Origin of the sequence: Flavobacterium chuncheonense (assembly GCF_042686145.1) — a bacterium.
In the GTDB taxonomy this organism is placed as follows: domain Bacteria; phylum Bacteroidota; class Bacteroidia; order Flavobacteriales; family Flavobacteriaceae; genus Flavobacterium; species Flavobacterium chuncheonense.
This window is the reverse complement of record NZ_JBHUPC010000006.1, coordinates 163,984-181,832: the sequence shown is the minus strand read 5'-3', so window position 1 is coordinate 181,832 and position 17,849 is coordinate 163,984. Positions and strand designations below refer to the sequence as shown.

At 32.2% G+C, this 17,849-nt stretch carries 15 protein-coding genes; 10 read left to right on the top strand and 5 right to left on the bottom strand.

What is annotated here, in order from left to right; translation table 11 throughout:
* Positions 1-56: 56 nt before the first annotated feature.
* Together ACFS5J_RS01070 and ACFS5J_RS01065 are read left to right on the top strand one after the other, a co-directional pair.
* Entirely contained in the window at positions 57-2,792 is a 2,736-nt protein-coding gene (locus ACFS5J_RS01070; protein WP_379810069.1) for a putative LPS assembly protein LptD, read from the top strand.
* A 10-nt stretch (positions 2,793-2,802) separates the two neighbouring features.
* Positions 2,803-3,189 (top strand): RidA family protein, encoded by a 387-nt coding sequence (locus tag ACFS5J_RS01065; protein ID WP_379810068.1) that lies wholly within the window; start codon positions 2,803-2,805, stop codon positions 3,187-3,189.
* Here ACFS5J_RS01065 and ACFS5J_RS01060 read toward each other — a convergent pair.
* The 5 genes from ACFS5J_RS01060 to ACFS5J_RS01040 form a co-directional block, all read right to left on the bottom strand.
* The gene (locus tag ACFS5J_RS01060) at positions 3,186-3,569 is read right to left on the bottom strand and encodes a methylglyoxal synthase (protein ID WP_379810065.1); all 384 of its coding nucleotides are present in this window, start codon (positions 3,567-3,569) and stop codon (positions 3,186-3,188) included. The genes ACFS5J_RS01065 and ACFS5J_RS01060 overlap by 4 nt on opposite strands.
* A gap of 3 nt (positions 3,570-3,572) precedes the next feature.
* On the bottom strand, positions 3,573-4,424 hold the full coding sequence (locus ACFS5J_RS01055) for an N-acetylglucosamine kinase (protein ID WP_379810064.1): 852 nt from the start codon (positions 4,422-4,424) through the stop codon (positions 3,573-3,575).
* Positions 4,425-4,502: 78 nt separating this feature from the next.
* Positions 4,503-5,504 carry a type I glyceraldehyde-3-phosphate dehydrogenase gene (gene gap / locus ACFS5J_RS01050; RefSeq protein ID WP_379810063.1) on the bottom strand — a complete coding sequence of 334 codons (1,002 nt, stop codon included), beginning with the start codon at positions 5,502-5,504 and terminating at the stop codon, positions 4,503-4,505.
* Positions 5,505-5,559: 55 nt separating this feature from the next.
* The gene (gene pfkA, locus ACFS5J_RS01045; protein ID WP_379810199.1) at positions 5,560-6,546 is read right to left on the bottom strand and encodes a 6-phosphofructokinase; all 987 of its coding nucleotides are present in this window, start codon (positions 6,544-6,546) and stop codon (positions 5,560-5,562) included.
* Between the two features lie 20 nt (positions 6,547-6,566).
* The gene (locus ACFS5J_RS01040; RefSeq protein ID WP_379810061.1) at positions 6,567-10,967 is read right to left on the bottom strand and encodes a translocation/assembly module TamB domain-containing protein; all 4,401 of its coding nucleotides are present in this window, start codon (positions 10,965-10,967) and stop codon (positions 6,567-6,569) included.
* A 203-nt stretch (positions 10,968-11,170) separates the two neighbouring features.
* Between ACFS5J_RS01040 and tsaD the strand changes: the two genes are divergently transcribed.
* The 8 genes from tsaD to ACFS5J_RS01000 all read left to right on the top strand — a co-directional run bounded on the left by tsaD (position 11,171) and on the right by ACFS5J_RS01000 (position 17,847).
* Complete coding sequence (gene tsaD, locus ACFS5J_RS01035) at positions 11,171-12,193, top strand: tRNA (adenosine(37)-N6)-threonylcarbamoyltransferase complex transferase subunit TsaD (protein WP_379810059.1); 1,023 nt, start codon at positions 11,171-11,173, stop codon at positions 12,191-12,193.
* A 4-nt stretch (positions 12,194-12,197) separates the two neighbouring features.
* Positions 12,198-12,902 carry a 16S rRNA (uracil(1498)-N(3))-methyltransferase gene (locus ACFS5J_RS01030; protein WP_379810057.1) on the top strand — a complete coding sequence of 235 codons (705 nt, stop codon included), beginning with the start codon at positions 12,198-12,200 and terminating at the stop codon, positions 12,900-12,902.
* Positions 12,903-12,906: 4 nt separating this feature from the next.
* Complete coding sequence (locus tag ACFS5J_RS01025) at positions 12,907-13,548, top strand: DUF4159 domain-containing protein (protein WP_379810056.1); 642 nt, start codon at positions 12,907-12,909, stop codon at positions 13,546-13,548.
* 4 nt (positions 13,549-13,552) lie between these two features.
* Positions 13,553-14,056, top strand: a complete 504-nt coding sequence (locus ACFS5J_RS01020) for a TrmH family RNA methyltransferase (protein WP_379810055.1) — start codon at positions 13,553-13,555, stop codon at positions 14,054-14,056.
* 110 nt (positions 14,057-14,166) lie between these two features.
* A complete protein-coding gene (locus ACFS5J_RS01015) occupies positions 14,167-15,120 on the top strand; it encodes a zinc metalloprotease (RefSeq protein ID WP_379810054.1) in 954 nt (317 codons plus the stop codon).
* Positions 15,121-15,264: 144 nt separating this feature from the next.
* Positions 15,265-16,446, top strand: a complete 1,182-nt coding sequence (locus ACFS5J_RS01010; RefSeq protein ID WP_379810052.1) for a THUMP-like domain-containing protein — start codon at positions 15,265-15,267, stop codon at positions 16,444-16,446.
* On the top strand, positions 16,443-17,012 hold the full coding sequence (locus ACFS5J_RS01005) for a hypothetical protein (RefSeq protein ID WP_379810051.1): 570 nt from the start codon (positions 16,443-16,445) through the stop codon (positions 17,010-17,012). Before ACFS5J_RS01010 ends, ACFS5J_RS01005 begins: the two co-directional genes overlap by 4 nt.
* A gap of 103 nt (positions 17,013-17,115) precedes the next feature.
* Positions 17,116-17,847: a DUF2092 domain-containing protein gene (locus ACFS5J_RS01000; protein WP_379810050.1), complete on the top strand. Its 732-nt coding sequence runs from the start codon at positions 17,116-17,118 to the stop codon at positions 17,845-17,847.
* The last annotated feature ends 2 nt before the right edge of the window (positions 17,848-17,849 follow it).

Sequence of the window (17,849 nt, the reverse complement as noted above, 5' to 3'; positions counted from 1 at the left end):
TTTTATTAAAAGCTTATTTTTGCAAAAAAATATATGTAAGTTTGACACTTCAAAAAGTGAGCCAAATTTTTACAAAAATACTATTAATAGGATTGCGTACCAAGTTATTTCATATCGTTTTATTAGCAATTTTTCTAACAAATGGGAATACTGCTGTTTTTTCACAAGATTTAAAGCAAAAAGATTCCATCAAGCTCAATAAAAGCAGTTTACCCCTTCCTGAAAACACTCTGAATATTACTACAAAAAACGACTCTGTTAAAGAGGAAACTACTACAAAAAAAGACACAGTAGTAAAGAAAAAAGGAGCTTTAGAAGGTATCGTAAAGCGAAAGGCAAAAGATTACGAGCGCGTGGACCAGCGAACAAAACAAATGACGCTTTATAACGAAGCTGAATTATACTATACCGACATACAATTAAAATCAGGAATTATAGTTGTTGATTATGATAATAATGAAGTTTACGCTGGACGCATAAAAGACAGTTTGGGCAATTACACACAATCACCTATATTCACACAAGGAAGTAACGTAATTGAACCCGACTCCATTCGATTCAATTTCAAAACCAAAAAAGCTTTAGTTTGGAATTCTAGAACCAAACAAGGGGATTTAAATATCAAATCTGAAATTTCAAAACGAGAAAATGATTCGGTTTATTTCTTAAAAAATGCCCGAATTACAACTTCAAAAAACATTGAAGATCCAGAATATTATTTCTTAGTCTCGAAAGTAAAATTTGTACCTAATAAAAAAGTTGTGGTTGGCGGAACGAACTTAGTAATACAAGATGTCCCTACTCCTTTATTTTTACCGTTTGCTTACTTTCCCATGACAGACGAAAGTACCTCTGGATTTATTATGCCAACGCCAGGGCAATCCAATCAACAAGGTTACTTTTTACAAAATGGAGGGTATTATTTTGCATTAAGCGATTATTATGACTTAGCCATTCTAGGGGATTACTACACCAATGGTAGTTATGGTTTACGATTTGAGAGTAGTTATGCTAAGCGTTATAAATTTAACGGTCGGATGAATTTCAGATTCGAACACAACATACAAGGAGAAAAAGGCTTTCCTGATTATGCCCGCTCTAAACAGTATAATATTCAATGGAGTCATAGTCAAGATGCTAAAGCTTCTGCTAATTCAAGATTCTCTGCTTCTGTAAACTTAGGAAGTAGCCAGTATTTTAGACAATCGGTAAATGTAGCTAATATTGGTTCTAGTTTAAACAATAACTTGAGTTCTTCTGTTTCCTATTCGCATACTTTTCAAACTGTCCCACAAGTTAATTTTTCACTTGCAGCAACGCATAATCAAAACACCAATACTGAACTAATCAACATGACGCTTCCGACACTACAAGCAAGTGTGGATCGTATTTTTCCATTTGCTCCAAAAGATGGTGTTAAAAAAGGATTTTTTAAAAATATTAACTTTCAGTATAATCTAAGAGGAGAAAATAGAATTACAACTGCTGATTCATTGTTTTTTAAACCACAAATGTTTAGAGATGCAAAATCAGGGTTTCAACACTCTATACCTTTAAGTACAAATTTTAAAGTATTCAAGTATTTTAGTGTTTCTACATCTGCAAACTATAATGAAGTTTGGACTTTTAATACAATAGATAAGTATTATAGTGCCGCGCAAAACAAAATTATTACTGAAGATGTTAAAGGTTTTGATGCCTTTAGAACCTATAATTTTGCTGCTAATATTGGAACAACTATTTACGGTACATTTAATTTTGGAGAAGATAAAAAGATTCAGGCTATTCGCCACGTAATGCGCCCTGGTATTTCTTATAACTACACTCCTGCTTTTGACCAATATTACGACACCTATGCAATTGATGCTACAGGGAACAATATGGATAATTTTACTCGCTTTGAAAGCGGACTTTTCGGGACTCCAGGGAACGATTATGCAAGTAGCGTTGGTTTATCATTAAGTAACACTTTCGAAGCTAAAGTAAGAGACAAAGACAGTAAAAAAGATGAACCTAAAAAGGTTATGCTTTTAAATAACTTAAATTTAGCAACAAGCTATAATTTAGCTGCTGATTCTTTAGCTTTAGCTCCTTTAAGAATTAGTGGTGGTACCCAGTTATTCAAGCAAAAAATGAATGTGAACTTTGCTACTACACTTGACCCATACGCTATTGACAATTCAGGAAAAAGAATCGAGACTTTTAATATTGATAATGGAGGTAGTTTATTCCGCATGACTAGTGCAAACATGACCATTAATTACTCTTTTTCAAGTAATGATTTAGCTAAAGACAATAAAGAAACTACAACTCAAACGGAAAGTCAAACCGCTTTAAATGGTGGCCGTAATGATGATTTATTTGGTACAGGTGCCGATTTGAGCGATAGCCGCCAAAGTTTATTCAACAAGAAAGACAAAGAAGGAGAAGATTCTAATGATGAATGGTACAATACAAAACTGCCTTGGGATCTTCGTTTAGCATACTCTGTTACCTATAACAATACAAACCGCCAAAGCGAAATCAGCAACAATTCCTTAATGGCATCTGGTAATATTGAACTAGCACCACGTTGGAAAGTAGGATTCTCTTCTGGTTACGACTTCAAACAAAGAGGCGTTACTTTTACTCAATTTCGATTTGAAAGAGATTTAGAAAGTTGGAGAATGAGCTTCAACTGGGTTCCATATGGTCCTAATGCATATTGGGGATTCTTTATTGGAATTTCATCTTCAGTATTGAGTGACATTAAATGGGAAAAAAGACAAATTCCAGATCGCGTATTCAGATAATATAAAACATATGAAAAAGATAATTTTTACAGAAAAAGCACCTGCTCCTATTGGTCCATATAACCAAGCGGTATTAGCAGGTGGAATTTTATACACTTCAGGTCAAATTGCCATTGACCCAAGTACCGGTGAATTGGTTCTTTCAGATATTGAGATAGAAACGAAACAAGTAATGGAAAATATGAAAGCTGTTTTAGAAGCTGCAGATATGACCTTTGAAAATGTTTTTAAAACTACCATTTTCATTAGTGATATGAATGATTTTGCTAAAATTAACGGAGTATACGGTAGTTATTTTAACGAAAAAACCGCTCCTGCAAGAGAAACGGTTCAAGTTGCTTGTTTACCTAAAAATGTAAATGTTGAAATTTCAATGATGGCTTCAAAAGAAGCTTAATCAATCGTTAAAGCATTTAATAATAATTGTGCCGTTGCTCCATTTGTGGCCAATGGCACATTATGTACATCACAAATGCGAATCAACATACTAATATCGGGTTCGTGTGGATGACTTGAATTAGGATCTTTAAAAAAAATAACCATTTTCGTTTTTCCTTCTGCTACCCTAGCGGCTATTTGCGCATCACCTCCTAGTGGTCCTGAAAGCATTTTTTTTACTTTAATTCCTATGTTTTCTACTTTACTACCAGTTGTTCCTGTAGCAATAAGTTTTATCTTTTCAGAGATTAAAATTTCTTTATTATGATTTAAAAATTGCACCATATCTGCTTTTTTAGCATCATGTGCAATTATCGCTATTTCGTAAGATTTTTTCATTTTTTAAGCATTTAAAACATGGTATTCAATTAATCCATCAATTGGGCGTGAAACCACTTTCCCCATTGTAATACCATATTGATTTAAAATTGTTTCGATTTCATCTTTCAAAAAGAAAGCGATTGAACCAATAAAATGTACTGGAATTTCTTTATAGTCCTCAAATTGCATGATATAATTTTCAACAAAAACTTTGATTTCTTTCGTTATAAATTGTTGGCAAAATACAGTATCCTTATGTTTAATTAAAAAAGAAGCAAAATTTGCTAAATATGCATTCGGATTCGGTTCTTTATAAAAATTTTGCTTGATAACATCTGCATCCAAATCAAAAGTCGTTTCAAATTCAAGTGCCAACTCCTTTGGCATTTTATTGAAATAATAGGCCCGAATCAAATGACGTCCAAAACGATTACCACTGCAATCGTCCATAGCAATATAACCCAAGGATTGTACTTTTTGATGTAAAACTTCACCATCAAAATAACTACAATTTGATCCTGTCCCTAAGATACATACAATTGCTTTATCTCCTTTTTTTGTTGCCGCATAAACCGCTGCATAAGTGTCTTCATTGACTAAGACTGTAGCATTTGTAAAATATTCTTGAAAAACTTGAGCTAAAAACCGCTTCATCCTATCAGTACCACAACCAGCACCGTAAAAAAATATATCTGAAGCTTGATCTTTGATCTCTAAAATTTCAGTTGCACTATTTAAACGAGCAATAATATCTTCTCTACTTAAAACCTCAGGATTTAAGCCTAAAGTATGCGTCGTAAAAAGTACATTTCCATCATTATCCGTTGCAATCCAATCGGCCTTTGTAGAGCCACTATCTACTAATAATTTCATTATATATTCATCTTAATTTCAGAAAGAATATAGCTTAAAACCAAACCATCCTATCTAAAATCTTTTAAATTTAAATACTTACAAACTTCCAATGTGGGCTACTAAATCTATTAATTTAGAAGAATAGCCATATTCATTATCGTACCAAGAAACAATTTTAAAAAAAGTCGAATTAAGCTCAATACCCGCATTTGCATCAATAATAGAAATACGCTTATCCGATATAAAATCGGAAGAAACAACTTCATCTTCCGTAAAACCTAAAATTCCTTTCATAGAAGTCTCAGAAGCTTGTTTCAAAACCCGCATGATTTCAGCATATGAAGTTTCCTTTTCTACTTTTACAGTTAAATCCACTACGGATACATCAGCAACAGGAACACGGAAAGCCATACCAGTAAGCTTGTCTTTTAATTCTGGAATAACTTTAGTAACAGCTTTTGCCGCTCCCGTAGAAGCTGGAATAATATTTACTAATGCCGAACGTCCCGAACGATAACTCTTTCGAATTGGACCATCAACGGTTAATTGCGTAGCAGTTGTAGCATGTACAGTGGTCATCAAAGCTTCTTTGATACCAAAATTATCATGAAGTACTTTGGCTAATGGCGCCAAACAATTTGTTGTACAAGAAGCATTCGAAACTATCGTATCTGTTGGTTTTACCTGATCATGATTGACTCCCATCACAAACATAGGTGCATCAGATGAAGGTGCTGAAATTACAACTTTCTTAGCACCCGCTGTTAAATGCGCATTAGCTTTTTCTAAAGTTGTAAAAATACCGGTACAATCAGCTACCACATCTACTCCAACAGCATTCCAATTTAACTGTGTTGGATCTTTCTCTGCAGTAACTCTAATATACTGACCATTTACCCACAAATGCCCTTCTTTAACTTCCACAGTACCTTTAAAAGGACCATGTACCGAATCGTATTTTAAAAGATAGGCCAAATGATCGACATCTAGTAAATCATTTATAGCTACAATTTCTACATTATCTCTATTGAGTGTTTCTCTGAAAACAATTCGTCCGATACGGCCAAAACCATTGATTCCAACTTTAATTTTTGTCATAAATATTGTGTTTTATGATTTTAATCTTATTAAAACCATTTAATTCAAACTAATCCTAAGTAGTCATTATATCAGAAACACGAAGTAATTCCCTATCCACTTCGGTATTTCCTTTAATGGCTTGTGTTAAGGGTGTAAGCGCTACTTTGTCGTTAAGTAGTCCTACCATGAAATTTGTTTTGCCTTCCAAAAGTGATTCAACTGCCTTAACACCCAAGCGAGAGGCTAAAACACGGTCAAAACATGAAGGAGAACCACCACGTTGCATATGTCCTAATACAGAAACACGAACATCATATTCTGGCATATTTTCTTCCACGTAATCTTTTAATTCGAAAACATTTTTACCAATTTTATCCCCTTCGGCAACCACCACTATACTAGAAGACTTACCTGACAATTTACTTCGTTTTAACGATTCTACAAGTCGGTCTAAACCTAAATCTTCCTCTGGTATCAAAATTTCTTCCGCTCCTGCTCCAATTCCTGAATTTAAGGCAATATGACCTGCGTCGCGTCCCATAACTTCAACAAAAAACAAGCGATTATGTGAACTCGCGGTATCGCGAATCTTATCAATAGCCTCAACAACGGTATTCAAAGCGGTATCAAAACCTAAAGTATGACTTGTACCATAAATATCATTATCAATAGTACCAGGAATTCCCATTACTGGAAAATTAAATTCTTTATTAAAAACTTCAGCCCCTGTAAAAGAACCATCACCACCGATAACAACCAATGCATTAATACCTGCATCTATAAGATGTTGGTAGGCTTGTTTACGTCCATCTGCAGTCATAAATTCTTTAGAACGTGCTGATTTTAATATAGTACCACCTTTGTTGACTATGTTATTAACGGAACGAGGCCCCATTTCTTTAAAATCACCCTCAATCATTCCTTGATAACCACGGTATATACCAACACACTCAACATTGTGAAAGGCACAAGTTCGTACTACGGCACGAATAGCAGCGTTCATACCTGGAGAATCTCCTCCGGAAGTCAACACTCCGATTTTTTTTATTGTAGAAGAAATTATTGTCATAGAAGATAAATTTAATCAATTTCAGGAACATATTCTAATTCTTCATTTCGAATTCCATCGGATTTATTTTGTTGTTTACGCTCATTAATAAAATCAATAAATCCTGGAGGTAAATCAGAATCCGGAACATCTGAAGAATTATCACTTTGATTGGATTGTTTTTTATCTTTTCGTTTAAAAATTTCGTAAATCAATTCTTTAAATTTATCAAAATCGACACTATATGTGACCCCAATTCCTTGTGTATAGCCAATTCCTTCTCCTATATAATTGATATCATTTTCTCTATTAAAAACATGAGCTCTTAAAGTACCGTCTTCGTTTAACTCCATTTGAATTTCTACATTCCCTACAATAACTGATTCTGTTACTCCTCCTACTGGAACCCCTACTTTACCATTAATGGAAATTTTATCATTAATCTGTGTTGCCAAGGTTACTCCAACTCTATCTGACAAATCGTTCAAACGATCTCCTTGGGTATAATCGACTCCAAATTGCAACTTGCTATCTTCATCGGCAAAAATATCACTAAATAAAGAACTTGCTCGCTCAAACAATGGTCCATAAGCCGCATTTCCAGCTGTTTCAGGTGTCATAAAGGATCCCGTTGACAACAATGCCAATGCTTGTGTTTGACGTTTGTCTTTATTTTGTAATTGATAATCGATTTCACTTTTCATTACCGAACTTACATTCGGGAAATTAATACTAAAATCAGGTTCTGGATTTTGTAAACTTCCAGTAATTAAAATTGAAACATCTGTTTCGACTTTTCGGTTAAAAGAAGCACTTTCAACCAAAACTCCTGGGTTGGCTTGTGTATGATAAACAGCCTCTAAATCCAAAATTGCGTTCATAGGTTCACCATCCCAACGTATTGTTCCGCCATTTTTTACTGTAAACTTTTTATCAATTAAACCTCCATATTTAAATTTATACTCTCCTTCTACAACGATAAAATCCCCATTCATTAAAAACTTACCCAAAGTATTAATTTCCATTCGCATAGATCCATAACCTCTACCCTTCATTGAGTGCCCAGTATTACGATCCAATATAACTTCAATCTCTGCATCCGTATCAATATCAAAATCAAGTTCCAATTCTATACCTTCATACTTGTTCTCCTGAGACACAATTCCTTTCTCCATGTTTCGATATTCCTTTTCCGAAACAAACGTTACAAATGAATTATCTCCTATCTCTTCGGAATCACTCACTGGAATCTTAATACTTGTTCCTTTTTCCGACTCTCCTACTACCTTAATTTCTAATGCGTTTGTAGGTCCTTTAACTGTGGCATAACCATTCATAAAAGCTGTTCCATAATAAAAGACATCATCACCATCTTTGGTATCTAATGCTAAAATATTATCGGATTCCAACTCCAAATCTATTTGCCAATCGTCAAATACAAGATGTCTAACATTTCCACTTAACACGCCACTAGAATTATATTTAGTATCGGTTACATGAATATTTCGGAATAAAAACTGATGCTCAGTAACATCAACAATTGCATTAGGCTCAAAATTATAATCTACATTAAGATACGGTATACTCAATCCTGATTCATTCAAATACAAACGTCCATCCACTTCCGGATTTGTCAATACTCCCTTTATAGCTGCTCTACCAGATGCATTACCTCTTACATTCGAAACAATCGAACTTAAAAGAGGACCAAACGGAGCTAATTCAAATTTATTAAAACCAGCATCTAAATCAAGCCTAGTTTCTTTATTGATGTACTTTAAATCACCATCCAAATAAAAACGTTCCTCTCCATTTTGTGTAATATTTGCATCAACTTCAAATAAGTTTAAATTTTCATTTCCATCAATATTCAACTCAAAATCACCTACCGGTAATTCATTAATTTTTAAATTATCAATTTTAATTTCTGAAAGTGGCTTATATACCTTTTTCTTCTGATTTAATTCCAAAAATCCATTTATTTTCCCTTTAAAACTCAAACTATCAACAGAAGGTACTATTTTTTCCAAATCTACATCCTTAAAAGTCAAATGTAAATCTTTAAAGGTTGAATCTTTTATTGCTCCGTAAAAACTCATGTCTTGGTTATTATGAGACAAACTCAACTTTTCGAAATTAAAATTACTTAACGATTTATCGAATGTAATTTTATTATCATTTGTTCCTTTTTCGTTGATATACCAAACAAAATCTTTTAAGTTAATCTCCGACTTCTTAAAACCAATAACTGATTGTTTATCCGTATTAATTGTGTGGTACAAGTTCAATGAATAATTATCTTGATTTTCAGAACCTCCTTTAAACTCTGAACGAACAAACAAGGTATCGTTTATTGTAAGATTAATTAAATTAAAATCGGAAATTTTATAATTTCGATTTCGAATACTATCAATAGCTATATAAGTATTATAAATAGGGTTTTTATTATCAATATCTATCTTAATGTTACTGAAACTATTTTTATAGGCCTCAATACTAGGAGAAACAAAGTCAAACACAAATTTACCTTTATCAGCGTTTATTTGACCTTTAATTTTTGTATGCTCTGAAATCAATACTTCCGGAACAAATACCTCTACTATCTTATTGTAAATCGTAAAATCAAAATCTAAATATTGTCCTTCGTTCAGTTTATTAGGAGTATAATTTGCATATAAACTCCCAACAGCATTTTCTACAATTTTTGGTAATTCAGCCGTTTTAAATTTACCCACAACCTTACCGTTAATAATATCTGGAGAATTAACCGCAATCGTACGAATGTTGTTTTCATCAAAATCCGATGTCAGATTAAAATCTTCAAAGTAAAAGGCTTCTTGATTGTTTTGATAGGAAACATTTCTAATATTCAATTTTCCACTCAAATCATCAAAATTATTACCTTTTGCATTAAGTAAAATTACCCCTTTAAAAATAGATATACTATCGTTTACAAAATTCAATTCGTGTAAATCCGCATAATCGATAGTAGAAATAAAATCGTATTTTTTAAGTTTCGAACTTAAATCTACCAAACCTTTAAAGTCCATACGTAAATTAGGATCGTTACTGTTAAAATACCCCTGAAAATAAGGCAATTTCATCTTACCATCAAGAGTTATGTTGGTATAATTATAATTATTAAATTCTAAATTTTGTACTGCTCCCTTAATCTTGGTATCTAAATATTTCTGATTAAAACCCTTACCATCCACATCCAAATCAAGTGAAACTTTTCCAATTTCTGTAATGGCTAAAAATTTACCCAAATTGAATTGCTCTAAAACAACATTTCCTTGATACGTTGCTTTATCAATGTGTCCTAAATCTTGAATAGCCAAATCGGCATCTACTATACCTAAAAGTGTCGTTAAATAAACATCTGTATCGATATAGCTGTCAGTTAAAGTTAAATTTCCGGATAAATTAATTGTTCCTAATTTTGAAAGAGCTGTAGGCAAATTTTCACCTAATAGTCGAGGTAAAATTGCTCCTAAATCAGCATAATTTGAAGATATTCGCGTTATATTCCCTTCAATTTTAAACGATTCATCCTTCTTAAACAGGTTTTTAAAATTCAGTGTCCCAATGATTTCAGAATGCTTTTTATCTACTAACTTTAAATTATGCGTTGTAAAATCATTCAATGTACCTTTCAAATGGGTATCCAAATAAAACGTATTATCTGCACCGAATTCATTGTAAAAATAATTCAAGTCATTTGTCGCTATAAAAGCCTTATCCAAGGTAACATCAAATACTACTTTATTGTTAAAATCTGAAAAATCTTCTCGATTATAGCGCATCTCTACATCACCTAACAGATGTGAATTTGGTGATTTTAAATCTAATTTTTGCAATAAAATATTCGACTTAGTATACGTGAAATCAGTAGTCAAATTTTCAACTTCTAAACCACGATGGTCATGAAAACTCAGTTTTTCAATAAAAGTATTTACGTTTGCACCTTTAATAAAAAAATCTTCTATCCTTCCGTTTAATTCGGTAAAATCTAGAAGTTTAGGGTTTTCTAAATTATCATCAATATATCGGAAACGACTATCAAAAAGCGTCATTGAAGAAGCCTTCATTCTGAATCGTCCTGAAGAAGGTTTTCCATCATCAAAAATTGCAATAAACTGGTCTAAATTAGTATCTTTTTCTCCCTCATATTGGCGGAGTTTACAATCCAATCCGTTAATAATAACATCACCCAAATATGGATGCCCATCTGAAACCAAACTTTTAAATTGAAGTATTGCCGTATTAAGACTTTTGATAGCAAACAAAGTATCTTGATGATGGTCACGCACCAAAATTTTCTTTAATTTTAAACTTCCAAATGGGGTAATGGAAACCTTTTCAACAGTTATATCTGTTCCAAACTCCTTGTTAAGTTGGTTTGTAGCATAATGCCCTAATTGCGTTTGCACAAACGGCAACGAAAAAACCACACCTAACAACAATATAAATAGCAGTATAGCTATTATCGTTCGGATGAATATTTTTTTAAATTTTTTGATACTTTAAATTGTGTTAAATTTGCCTAATGATATAGTGAAGTTGCTAATAAACAAAAATAAGGATTTTTGAAAGATATTAACAACATCAAGCCAATCAAATTTCATGCCTTTTTATGAATTCAAAAAATATATACACTCTAGCAATTGAAAGTTCATGTGACGACACATCGGCAGCAGTTCTTTTAAACGATAAAGTACTATCAAATGTAGTAGCTCGTCAAGAAATTCACGAACAATATGGAGGGGTTGTGCCCGAACTTGCATCAAGAGCGCATCAACAGAATATTGTACCCGTTGTAGACGTTGCACTAAAAAAAGCCGGAATTACAAAAAATGATTTGTCTTGCATTGCGTTTACTCAAGGTCCAGGCTTGATGGGTTCTCTCTTGGTGGGAGGGTCATTTGCAAAATCACTAAGTATGGCCTTAGACATTCCATTGATAGCTGTAAATCATATGAAAGGACATATTTTGGCACATTTTATAGATGAAGAAGGATATTCAAAACCTACCTTTCCATTTTTAGCTATGACCATAAGTGGTGGACACACTCAAATCATACAAGTAGATAGTTTTTTTGAAATGAAAATCATAGGGGAAACTACCGATGACGCTGTAGGTGAAGCTTTTGATAAATCAGCAAAAATTTTAGGCCTTCCCTACCCTGGAGGTCCTTTAATTGACAAATATGCAAAAGATGGAAACCCAAAAGCCTTTCCTTTTACCAAGCCTAAAGTTGATGGCCTAAATTTTAGCTTTAGTGGTTTAAAAACTCAGATTTTGTATTTTATCCAAAAGCAAACACAAACAAATCCAAACTTTATTGAAGAAAACCTAGCCGATATTTGTGCTTCCATTCAACATACCATTATCAATATTCTGATGGATAAATTAAAATTAGCTGTCAAAGAAACTGGCATTAAACAAATTGCTATTGGTGGTGGAGTTTCTGCAAATTCAGGTATACGAAACACTTTGAAAGAAGCTGAAAAAAAATACGGTTGGCAAACGTATATTCCAAAATTTGAATACACTACTGATAATGCAGCCATGATTGGGATAGTTGGTTATCACAGCTTATTAGAAAATAAAACAAGTAACACAGACGTTGTTTCAAAAGCACGAATTGAATTTTAAGCCCATGCAATTATTCTATAACTCTGAAATAAAAAGTAGCGATAAAGTATTCACTTTTGACAAAGAAGAAAGTAGACATATCGTTAAAGTTTTACGTAAACAAAATGGAGACAAGATACATCTAACAAATGGCTTAGGTTTTTTATTTACTTCAGAAATTATTTCGGCATCCGAAAAAAAATGTGAAGTTAAAATTATAACTGAAACATTTGAAGAACCTGTAAATTACAGAATTCATATTGCTGTTGCTCCAACAAAAATGAACGATCGATTGGAGTGGTTTTTGGAAAAAGCAACCGAGATTGGCTTGCACGAAATCACACCTATAATATGTGAGCATTCGGAACGAAAAATTTATAAAATTGACAGAGCTGAAAAAATAGTTCAAGCGGCTATGAAGCAGTCCTTACAATTGTATTTACCTAAAATAAATAACCCCATAACTTTTTCAGAATTTATAAAACAAAATTTTGAAGCTAAAAAGTACATTGCACATTGCGAAGAAAGTGATAAAAAATCATTCAAAAAAACAATTTCGCAAAACGAAAATTCACTAATTTTAATAGGTCCGGAAGGTGATTTTTCTACAAATGAAATCAACAACGCTATAGCGTATGGTTTCACTCCAGTAACATTAGGAAACACTCGCTTACGTACCGAAACTGCAGCCCTTGTTGCCTGTCATACTGCTGCTTTAACAAACGAATAATATTATGAAAAAGAGTTTTTGTTTACTATTGATTTTTTGTTTCAGTTTTTTATTCGCACAAGAAGTAGCCGTACTGAAATACAACGGCGGAGGTGATTGGTATGCTAATCCTACTTCATTGCCCAACTTAGTAAAATTTTGTAATCAGAATATCAATACTAAGATTAATACCAAAGTAAATAGTATTGAAGCCGGCAGCAGTACACTTTTTGATTATCCTTTCATCCACATGACAGGACACGGAAACGTTGTTTTTTCACCATCTGAAATTGAAAATCTACACAATTATTTACTTTCTGGCGGTTTTTTACATATCGATGATAATTACGGTATGGATGAATACATTCGTAAGGAAATTAAAAAAATTTTCCCTAATGAAGTGCTACAAGAAATCCCTTCAAATCATAACATTTTTAAGGCACCGTATAATTTCCCAAATGGATTACCAAAAATTCACGAACACGAAAACAAAAAACCTCAAGCATTTGGTATTTTCGTTGAAAACCGTTTAGTTTTACTTTATACTTTTGAATCCGATTTAGGCGATGGTTGGGAAGATAAAGAAGTGCATAACGACCCCATATCTATAAGAGAAAAAGCTTTAAAAATGGGTGCTAACATATTATTTTACGCTTTTAACAACTAAAAATATGTCAACCCAATTAATTCACGAAAACACAGAATTTGAAACTAAAACTTTTCCAATAACAGTTATTTGTGATGAAATTTACTTTCAACAAAATATAGGTAGTATTTTCAGAATTTGTGACGCTTTCGGGGTTGAAAAAATATATTTTACAGGAGAACATTTCATTTTATCGGATCGAAAAGTTAATAAAACATCTCGAAATACTCATAAAACTGTTCCTTATGAAGTTCTTAAGGATAAAAATGAACTAATTAATATCATTAAAAATGGAAATTATCAAGTTATTGCACTTGAAATAACCGATGATAGCATTCCAGTTGAACAGTTAAAAATCACCAATCAGCCAATCGCTTTAATACTTGGAAGCGAAATTTATGGGATTTCTTCTGATTTACTACAAATTGCAAATCAATGTACACATATCCCTATGTATGGCAAGAATAGTAGCATGAATGTTGTACAAGCTGCAGCTATAATTTTGCATAGAATAACTTCAATTATTTAACATATTTCAAAAAAAATGTGATTTTTTTTTGTTTAATAAATTTAATGCGTTAATATTGCTTAGATTTTAATACAATTTTAACCTATTAATTAACATTTATTAATCAAATTATGAGAAAAATTTTATTATCCGTAGCTTTAATCGCTATGATGGTTTCTTGTAACAACGAAGAAACTAACCCTGTTGAAGATGCAAATGCTGTAATGGTAACAGAACGTCAATGTGCCTCAGATGATGTTTTACAAGAACAAATGCGTCAAGATCCAGGTTTGGCTCAACGTATGACTGACATTGAAAATTTTACCGAAATGGCATTAAAAGCAGGTCGTTTAGTAAATGGTCAAATTGAAATTCCTGTAGTTGTTAATGTGCTGTATAGCTCATCTGCAGAAAACATTTCTTTAGCTCAAATTCAATCTCAAATTGATGTTTTAAACCAAGATTTCAATGGACAAAACACAGATTTCAATCAAGTTCCTACAACTTTTTCGGGTGCAAAAGCTAATGTTGGAATTTCATTTGTATTGGAGACTGTAAATAGAAAATCTACACGAAAAACATCTTGGGGTACTCGTGATACTATGAAAAACGCTAAGAGAGGTGGTATTGATGCTACTTCACCAGACACAAAGTTGAACTTATGGGTTTGTACTATTGGTGGAGGAATTTTAGGTTATGCACAATTCCCTGGAGGTTCTCCTTCAACAGATGGAGTTGTAATTGACTCAAGATATTTTGGAACTACTGGTACTGCTACTTATCCTTTCAACAAAGGTAGAACAGCAACTCACGAAGTAGGACACTGGTTGAACTTAAGACACATTTGGGGTGATACTACTTGCGGTAATGACCAAGTAAATGATACACCTTCACACAATACTGCAAACTATGGTTGTCCATCGTATCCACATTATTCAACTTGTTCAGGTTCACCTATTGAAATGACAATGAACTATATGGATTATACAGATGACGCTTGCATGTACATGTTTTCTAACGGACAAAAAGACAGAATGTTAGCTACATTTGCTCCTGGAGGACCTAGAAGTTCATTTGCACAATAACATTTTGTTAGTTTAGTTAATTTAATTTTACTTTTAAAACTCGCTATAAAAGGCGAGTTTTTTTTATTTTAGCACTTAACTTTAAAAGCATAAAAATGTAACCTTTTTGGATTTTTGAAGTTTTAATAAATTCATCTTCTGTTAATGTTAAACCAACTACTTCAAGTCGAAATTCAAAATTTTATCAATCAGAATATTGAAACCAATATTACTGAACTTGCGTTTAAGAAAAATCCATTTCCAGAGTTAGACTATAGCGTTTTATTAAATCAAATTGCTGCAAAACAAAAGGCAAAACTAAAATTACCTACATGGTTTGGAGCGCAAAATATCATTTTTCCTGAAAAAATATCCATTGAACAAACTTCTTCAGAAAAAACAGCTCAATATAAAGCCTCGTTAATAAAAGGAGAATCTTTAATCGATTTATCAGGAGGCTTTGGAATTGATGATTATTATTTTGCTAAACATTTTAAGGAAGTCGCTCATTGTGAGATCAATAATAATCTTTCTGAAATTGTACAACACAACTTTAATATATTAAGTGTTTCAAATATTAAATGTTTTTCTGGCGAAAGTACAGAGATACTAAAAACGTTAAACCGTAAGTTTGATTGGATATATGTTGACCCATCAAGACGTCATGATAAAAAAGGAAAAGTTTTTTTATTAAACGATTGCGAACCAAATGTTCCGCAATTACTATCCTTTTATTTCAAATATTCCGAAAACATTTTAATTAAAACCGCACCGATACTTGATATTCAATCGGGATTAAATGAACTCCAATTTGTAAAAAAAATTCATATCATTGCCTTAGAGAATGAAGTAAAAGAACTTTTATGGGAGATTGAAGCAAATTATAGCGGCGAGGTTTACATCAATAGTATAAATATCGAAAAGGAAAGTATTACAGAAGACTCTGCGGTGTTTAAAAAAGATTATAAATCTAGTTTTTCAACTGTTCAAAAATATTTATACGAACCCAATGCTGCTTTGATGAAATCGGGTGAATTTTCATATGTATCTGAAAAATACAATATAGCCAAGTTGCACCAACATTCTCATCTATACACCAGTAATGAATTGATTGCTTTTCCTGGACGATCTTTTGAAATAATGGAATGTATTCCTTTTCAAAAAAATGATTTAAAAAAACATATTATCAATCAAAAAATGAATATTTCTACTCGGAATTTCCCTTTAAAAGTTGATGAGATTAAAAAGAAATTCAAAATAAAAGATGGCGGTACAATTTTTGCTTTCTTTACAACCGATATTCAAAACAATAAAATTGTACTACTTTGCAAAAAAACAACCCCATGAAACTAATCGTATACCTATTTTCTCTTTTCTCAATTTTAAGCTATTCTCAAAAAAAAGATTGTGAATACTTTTTTGAAGAAAAAACTGATTCAACTGCTATAAAAGTATTACCCGAAAAATTAGTTTACGAACGTGTTTTTGGAAATTCTAAAGATTTGGTACAATTTACACTTTTAAACAATAATGGCGTTCCGACAATTGGAGTTCAAGTTTTACAAAAAAGTTCTCTTTTTATCCCAGCTCTATGTTTGGATAGTAAATCAAAAATTATTTTTCAATTGGAAAATGGAAAAATAGTTACACTTCTTAGCACAAATAAAGAGGTTTGCTCTTCTCTAGGTTATGACGAAATCGAAAAAAGTAATATCAGAGTTTTAAGTGGGTATTTTGTTTTTACCCGAAACAATTATGACCAATTGAAAAAATCTCCAATCAGTTTAATGCGTATTCAGTTTGTAGGAGAAAACAAAGATTATTCTTTAAAAAAAGAAATTAATTCTGAAGCTTTAAATACAACCCACTACCCTAGCACCATTTTTATGGAACATTTGAAATGCATTGAATAATTCAACATACTGATATTTAATTAATAAGTAAATTTTTAAAAATATTTAGTTAACTTTATGAGGAATAAAGATTAGTATTTCAATTTCCTTAATCAAGTTAACTATGAAAAAACTATTATCACTATGTAGTGTACTAATTGTGTTCTTAGGACAAGCGCAGGATAGCAAATCCATAGATTCCACTGCAGTTTACCTCATGGATAAAATGTCCAATGTTATTGGTAGCTTAGAATCAGTATCCTTTAACATAAGCACTGCAACCGATGCCCTTACTGAAAAGGGAGAAATTACAACCTACTATGGCTCCAGCGAAATAAACATGACTGGACCAAATAAATTAACTTCAATTACCAAAAGTGATAATGGCAATTTTAGCTATTGGTACGACGGAGAATATGTGTCATACTATTCATATGACGAAAATAATTACGTAACACTAGATGCTCCGGAAACCATCTTGACGATGATTGATAGTATGCATACTGTTTTTGACTTTAAATTTCCTGCAGCTGATTTTTTCTACCCTTCATTTACCGATGACATAATAGAAGAATTTGATAAAATATCCTATGAAGGAAAGCGTAATATTGAAAATGAAAGTTGTTTTTACATTACGGCATCAAATAAAGAAAAAAGTATTCAATTGTGGATTTCGAATACTTCTACTATGCTACCTAAACGAATTGTAATTGTATATAAAAATCAAAATAATATACAATTTGAATCAACCTTTACCAATTGGGTTTTAAATCCAAATATTCCAGAATCCATATATGATTTTACTGCCCCTCCAAATGCAAGTTTAATTAGTATTCTAGCCAATAGTAAACTTTAAAA